Annotated in this window: 6 protein-coding genes and 1 pseudogene; all 7 read left to right on the top strand. The window is 66.9% G+C overall.

All coding sequences use genetic code 11. From position 1 onward, the window contains the following. A pseudogene (locus N878_RS11125) lies at positions 1–307 on the top strand (type VI secretion system protein TssA); the annotation flags it as partial. A 56-nt stretch (positions 308–363) separates the two neighbouring features. Continuing rightward, positions 364–879, top strand: coding sequence for a type VI secretion system contractile sheath small subunit (gene tssB, locus N878_RS11120; protein ID WP_003245007.1), 516 nt, complete (start codon positions 364–366; stop codon positions 877–879). Between the two features lie 16 nt (positions 880–895). Further along, entirely contained in the window at positions 896–2392 is a 1497-nt protein-coding gene (gene tssC, locus N878_RS11115) for a type VI secretion system contractile sheath large subunit (RefSeq protein ID WP_021443732.1), read from the top strand. Between the two features lie 77 nt (positions 2393–2469). Continuing rightward, positions 2470–2958, top strand: a complete 489-nt coding sequence (locus tag N878_RS11110) for a type VI secretion system tube protein Hcp (RefSeq protein ID WP_031303038.1) — start codon at positions 2470–2472, stop codon at positions 2956–2958. A gap of 162 nt (positions 2959–3120) precedes the next feature. Further along, positions 3121–3906: a type VI secretion system accessory protein TagJ gene (locus tag N878_RS11105; RefSeq protein ID WP_021443730.1), complete on the top strand. Its 786-nt coding sequence runs from the start codon at positions 3121–3123 to the stop codon at positions 3904–3906. A gap of 2 nt (positions 3907–3908) precedes the next feature. Continuing rightward, the gene (tssE, locus tag N878_RS11100; protein ID WP_021443729.1) at positions 3909–4421 is read left to right on the top strand and encodes a type VI secretion system baseplate subunit TssE; all 513 of its coding nucleotides are present in this window, start codon (positions 3909–3911) and stop codon (positions 4419–4421) included. Further along, positions 4418–5776: type VI secretion system baseplate subunit TssF (gene tssF, locus N878_RS11095; RefSeq protein WP_021443728.1), on the top strand; the 1359-nt coding region annotated here is incomplete at its 3' end. The genes tssE and tssF, both read left to right, overlap by 4 nt.

Here is a 5776-nt window from a genome sequence, read left to right as displayed (position 1 = left end):
GGCGCCCGCCGCGACCGCGGCAGAGGTGGCCGAGACGGCTCCCGTCGCAGAGGGCGCCAGCGCGGCAACAGCGGGCGCGCCCGCCGCACCGCGCATCAGCGGCGAGATCGGCAATCGCGACGACGTGCTCAAGACCCTCGACCGCATCCTCGCCTACTACGCCCGGCACGAGCCCTCCAGCCCGGTGCCGGTGCTGCTGAGCCGGGCCAAGACGCTGGTCAGTGCCGACTTCGCCACCATAGTGCGCAACCTGATCCCCGACGGCTTCTCCCAGTTCGAAAAGCTCAGGGGGCCCGACGGCGAATAGCGTCGGGTCACCTCATTCACAGCCCATAGCCGCATACGCAGCGCAGGAGGAACAAGATGGCCAACCCCAGCAGCCAGAAATTCATCGCTCGCAACCGAGCTCCACGGGTGCAGATCGAGTACGACGTGGAGCTCTACGGCGCGGAAAAGAAAGTCCAGTTGCCCTTCGTCATGGGGGTGATGGCCGATCTCGCCGGCAAACCCGCCGAACCGCTGCCGGCGGTGGCCGACCGCAAGTTCCTCGAGATCGACGTGGACAACTTCGACTCCCGGCTCAAGGCGATGAAACCGCGGGTGGCCTTCAACGTGCCTAACACCCTGACCGGCGAGGGCAACCTCAGCCTCGACATCACCTTCGAGAGCATGGACGACTTCAGCCCCGCCGCCGTGGCGCGCAAGGTCGACGCGCTCAACCAGTTGCTCGAAGCCCGCACCCAGCTGGCCAACCTGCTGACCTACATGGACGGCAAGACCGGCGCCGAGGAAATGATCATGAAGGCGATCAAGGACCCGGCCCTGCTGCAGGCATTGGCCAGCGCGCCGAAACCGACCGACTCCGAGCCGCAAAGCTGATTAGAGGACGCAGACCATGGCCGAACCGATGACCGAACAGCAGGCCCAGGGCGGGACTGCTACCGAAGAGACCAGCGACTTCGCGTCGCTGCTGCTGCAGGAATTCAAACCCAAGACCGAGCGCGCCCGCGAGGCGGTGGAAACCGCGGTGCGCACCCTGGCCGAACATGCGCTGGAAAAGACCGACCTGATCTCCAACGATGCGATCAAGTCCATCGAGTCGATCATCGCCGCCATCGACGCCAAGCTCACCGAGCAGATCAACCTGATCATGCACCACCAGGACTTCCAGCAGTTGGAAAGCGCCTGGCGCGGCCTGAGCTACCTGGTCAACAACACCGAGACCGACGAGCAGCTGAAGATCCGCGTGATGAGCATCTCCAAGGGCGAGCTGCACAAGACCCTGAAGAAGTTCAAGGGCACCGCCTGGGACCAGAGCCCGATCTTCAAGAAGATGTACGAGGAAGAGTACGGCCAGTTCGGCGGCGAGCCCTACGGCTGCCTGGTCGGCGACTACTACTTCGACCAGTCGCCGCCGGACGTCGAGCTGCTCGGCGAGCTGTCCAAGGTCTGCGCAGCCATGCATTCGCCGTTCATTGCCGCGGCGTCGCCCACCGTCATGGGCATGGGCTCCTGGCAGGAGCTGTCCAACCCGCGCGACCTGACCAAGATCTTCACCACCCCCGAGTACGCCGCCTGGCGCTCGCTGCGCGAGTCTGAGGATGCGCGCTACATCGGCCTGACCATGCCGCGCTTCCTCGCCCGCCTGCCCTATGGCGCCAAGACCGACCCGGTGGATGCCTTCGCCTTCGAGGAGGACACCGCCGGCGCCGACAGCAGCAAGTACACCTGGGCCAACTCGGCCTACGCCATGGCGGTCAACATCAACCGCTCGTTCAAGCTCTACGGCTGGTGCTCGCGCATTCGCGGCGTGGAGTCCGGCGGCGAGGTGCCGAACCTGCCGGCGCACACCTTCCCCACCGACGACGGCGGCGTAGACATGAAGTGCCCGACCGAGATCGCCATTTCCGACCGCCGCGAGGCCGAGCTGGCGAAGAACGGTTTCATGCCCCTGCTGCACAAGAAGAACACCGACCTGGCGGCCTTCATCGGCGCCCAGTCGCTGCAGAAGCCGGCCGAGTACGACGACCCCGACGCCACCGCCAACGCCAACCTGGCGGCGCGCCTGCCCTACCTGTTCGCCACCTGCCGTTTCGCCCATTACCTCAAATGCATCGTGCGCGACAAGATCGGCTCGTTCAAAGAGAAGGACGACATGCAGCGCTGGCTGCAGAACTGGATTCTCAACTACGTCGACGGCGACCCGGCGCACTCCACCGAAACCACCAAGGCCCAGCACCCACTGGCCGCCGCCGAGGTGGTGGTCGAGGAAGTCGAGGGCAACCCCGGCTACTACAACTCGAAGTTCTTCCTGCGCCCGCACTACCAGCTGGAAGGCCTGACGGTGTCCCTGCGCCTGGTCTCCAAGCTGCCCTCGGCCAAAGGCGCCTGATCCACCCTCACATTGGTATCCGCCACGGCGGCGGATACCGCACCACGTAGCGTGGCGCGAGCCACCAAGGAGGCATGATGGCTGTTGATATGTTTATCAAGATCGGCGATGTGGACGGAGAATCCGCCGACAAGACCCACGCCAAGGAAATCGACGTACTGGCCTGGAGCTGGGGCATGTCCCAGTCCGGCAGCATGCATGTGGGCGGTGGTGGCGGCGCCGGCAAGGTCAGTATCCAGGACATCTCGTTGACCAAGTGGATCGACAAGTCCTCGCCCAACCTGATGATGGCCTGCTCCAGCGGCAAGCATTACCCCGAGGCCAAGCTGACCATCCGCAAAGCCGGCGGCGAGGATCCGGTGGAGTACCTGATCATCACCCTCAAGGAAGTGCTGGTGTCGTCCATCAGCACCGGCGGCAGTGGCGGCGAGGATCGCCTGACCGAGAACGTCACCCTCAACTTCGGCCAGGTTCAGGTCGACTATCAACCGCAGAAACAGGACGGCAGCAAGGACGGCGGCCCTATCAAGTACGGCTGGAACATCCGCGAAAACGTCAAGATCTGAGGCATGACCGCCCGGCGCCGCTGCGGCGCCGGGCGCTCGTTTCGTCGGCCATGGCACCAGCGCAGGCGCTCGGCGCGTACGTCTGGTATCGCCACCAAAGGCCAGGACACCCGCGGCCCGCAGAGCCACTGCTGCGCGGCACATGAACGGAAGGACGCAGCGATGAATGCCGATGAACTTGTGCGTGCGGGTCAGCTGAACGAGGCCCTGGGCGCCCTGCAGGATCAAGTGCGCAGCCAGCCGTCCAACCCCGCCCTGCGCGTCTTCCTCTTTCAACTGCTGGCCGTGCTCGGCCAGTGGGGCCGCGCGCAGAACCAGCTCAAGGTCGCCGGCGAGCTGGATGCCGGCGCCCTGGCCATGGTGCAGACCTACCGCTCGGCCCTGGAATGCGAGGCGCTGCGCGGCGAAGTCTTCGCCGGGCGGCTGACGCCGGTGCTGCTGGGCCAGCCGGCGGACTGGCTGGCGCCGCTGATCCAGGCTCTCAAGCTGGATGCCGAAGGTCATGCCGAAGCCGCAGCGCAGCTGCGCGAGCAGGCTTTCGACGCCGCCCCGGCCATCGCCGGCGAACTCAACGACGAACCCTTCGCCTGGTGCGCCGACGCCGATCCGCGGCTCGGCCCGGTGCTGGAGCTGATCGTCAACGGCCGCTACGTCTGGCTGCCGATGGAGAACCTCGCCAGCCTAAGCTGCGAGGCGCCCAGCGACCTGCGCGACCTGGTGTGGATGCCGGCCGAGCTGACCCTACGCAACGGCGGCACCACGGTGGCGCTGATTCCCAGCCGCTACCCGGACACCGTCGAACTAGGTGACGACGCCGCGCGCCTGGCACGCAAAGTCGACTGGCAGGACAACGGTTTGCCCATCGGCCAGCGCCTGTTCGCCACCGACCGGGGCGAAACCGCGCTGTTCGACCTGCGCAGCCTGCGCTTCGCCGCCGGGGACGCCTGAGCATGGCCGAGCTGACCCTACAGGAGCGACTGCAGCCTTCGCTGCTCGATCGTCTCACCGACGACGAGCCGAGCAACCCCAAGGAAAGCGCCGAGCGCCGGGTGATGAATCTCAACCAGCTCAAGGCCTCGGTGCTGCGCGACCTGGCCTGGCTGCTCAACACCACTGCGTTGTTCGGCCCGGAAACCGCGGCACAAATGCCGGCCGGCACCTCGGTGATCAATTTCGGCCTGCCGCCGCTGTCCGGCCACACCGCCTCGAGCATCGACGTACAACTGGTCGAGACCCTGCTTGCCGAGATCATCGAAACCTACGAGCCACGCCTGCTCCAGGGCTCGCTACGGGTGCGCGCGCAGCTGGCAAGCGACGAGATGAACCACAACGCGCTGAGCTTCGAGATCGAGGCCGACCTGTGGGCCGAACCGGTGCCGCTGCGCCTGCTGCTGTCCACCGATCTGGACCTGGAGACCGGGCATATCAAGGTCGCCCCGGTCGACGGCAGGAGGCGCGCATGAACCCGCGCCTGCTCGACTACTACAACCAGGAGCTGCAGCACATCCGCGAGAGCGCCGCCGAGTTCGCCGCCGAGTTCCCCAAGATCGCCAGCCGCCTGACCCTGTCCGGCATCGACTGCGCCGACCCCTATGTCGAGCGCCTGCTGGAGGGCTTCGCCTACCTCACCGCGCGCGTGCACCTGAAACTGGACGCCGAGTACCCCACCTTCACCCATAACCTGCTGGAAATCGCCTACCCGCACTACCTGGCGCCGACGCCCTCGGTGGCCGTGGTGCAACTGTGCGCCGACCCCGACGAGGGCTCGCTGGCCAGTGGTTTTCGCGTCGAACGCGGCGCCGCCCTACGCGGCCAGCTCGGCCACGAGGAGCAGACCGCCTGCGAGTACCGCACCTGCCACGACGTCACCCTGTGGCCGCTGGAGGTCAGCCGTGCCGAGTATTTCGGCAACCCGGCCACCGCCCTCGGCCGCCTCGCCGCGGCCGAACCGCGAGCCAAGGCCGGCCTGCGCATCCGTCTCAAATGCGGCGCCGGCATGCCGTTCAAGGCCCTGGCGCTGGACAGCCTGCCGTTGTTTCTCGGCGGCGCCGACGAGCAGCCGTTCCGCCTCTACGAGCAACTGCTGGGCAACGCCTGCGCCTTGTTTATCAAGAGCGTCGATGGCGAATGGGCCGAACGTTTGCCGCTGAGCTGCATCCAGGCACGCGGCTTCGACGACGAGGACGCGGTGCTGCCGGTGGTGCCGCGCGCCTTCCAGGGCTACCGCCTGCTGCAGGAGTATTTCGCCCTGCCCAATCGCTTCCTGTTCGTCGAGTTCGCCGGCCTTGCGCGCGGCGTGGCGCGCTGCAACGCCCAGGAGCTCGAACTGGTGGTGCTGTTCACCCGCCTGGACAGCAGCCTGGAAGGCGCGGTGTCGGCCGCCCAGTTCGTGCCTTTCTGCACCCCGGCGGTCAACCTGTTCCCGCGCCGCGCCGACCGCATCCACCTCAGCGACCGCGTGCACGAACACCAGGTGATCGCCGACCGCACCCGCCCGCTGGACTTCGAGATCCACTCGCTGACCCAGGTCAGCGGCCACGGCAGCGGCCCCGAACAGCCGTTTCAGCCCTTCTACGCCATTCGCGATCCGGCCCGTTACGGCCGCGAGCAGGCCTATTATGTGGTGCGCCGCGAGCCGCGCCGGTTGTCCAGCCAGGCGCGCCGGCGCGGGCCGCGCTCCACCTACGTCGGCAGCGAGACCTTCGTCTCCCTGGTCGACGTCAACCAGGCGCCCTACCGCCACGACCTGCGCCAACTGGGCATCGGCGCGCTGTGCACCAACCGCGACCTGCCGCTGCTGATGCCGATCGGCACCGGC

Origin of the sequence: Pseudomonas sp. EGD-AK9 (assembly GCF_000465935.2) — a bacterium.
Taxonomy (GTDB): domain Bacteria; phylum Pseudomonadota; class Gammaproteobacteria; order Pseudomonadales; family Pseudomonadaceae; genus Aquipseudomonas.
Note: the sequence above shows the minus strand (reverse complement) of the source record. Positions and strands in the feature narration are given on the sequence as shown.

Coding starts and splice junctions, on each gene's coding strand:
- N878_RS11110 (WP_031303038.1), top strand. CDS start 2,470: ATGGCTGTTGATATGTTTATCAAGATCGGCGATGTGGACGGAGAATCC.
- tssE (WP_021443729.1), top strand. CDS start 3,909: ATGGCCGAGCTGACCCTACAGGAGCGACTGCAGCCTTCGCTGCTCGAT.
- tssC (WP_021443732.1), top strand. CDS start 896: ATGGCCGAACCGATGACCGAACAGCAGGCCCAGGGCGGGACTGCTACC.
- N878_RS11105 (WP_021443730.1), top strand. CDS start 3,121: ATGAATGCCGATGAACTTGTGCGTGCGGGTCAGCTGAACGAGGCCCTG.
- tssB (WP_003245007.1), top strand. CDS start 364: ATGGCCAACCCCAGCAGCCAGAAATTCATCGCTCGCAACCGAGCTCCA.